1 protein-coding gene is annotated in these 385 nt (G+C 73.2%); it reads right to left on the reverse strand.

Annotated elements, in window-relative coordinates:
* Window positions 1-385: ATP-binding cassette domain-containing protein (locus OP86_RS32655; RefSeq protein WP_033334537.1), on the reverse strand; the 385-nt coding region annotated here is incomplete at both ends.

Raw genomic sequence — 385 nt, forward strand, 5'->3', positions numbered from 1 at the left:
GGCGAACGCGTCGAGTTCGGGCGTCCGTACGGTCACCGAGGCCACCGCGTTGCGGGCCGAGAACTCGGCCAGGCTCTCGTCGGCGATCAGCCGGCCGCGTCCGATCACCACCAGCCGGTCGGCGGTGTGCTCCATCTCGGCCATCATGTGGCTGGAGACGAAGACCGTCCGCCCTTCGTCGGCGAGCCGCCGGAACAGTCCGCGCACCCACAGCACGCCCTCCGGGTCCAGCCCGTTCAGCGGCTCGTCGAAGAGCAGCACGGGCGGGTCGCCGAGCAGGGCGCCGGCGATGCCGAGGCGCTGCTTCATGCCCAGCGAGTAGCCGCCGATCCGCCGCCCGGCGGCCTTGCCGAGCCCGACCTCCGCCAGCACCTCCTCGACCCGC

Origin of the sequence: Streptomyces novaecaesareae (assembly GCF_000716875.1) — a bacterium.
In the GTDB taxonomy this organism is placed as follows: domain Bacteria; phylum Actinomycetota; class Actinomycetes; order Streptomycetales; family Streptomycetaceae; genus Kitasatospora; species Kitasatospora novaecaesareae.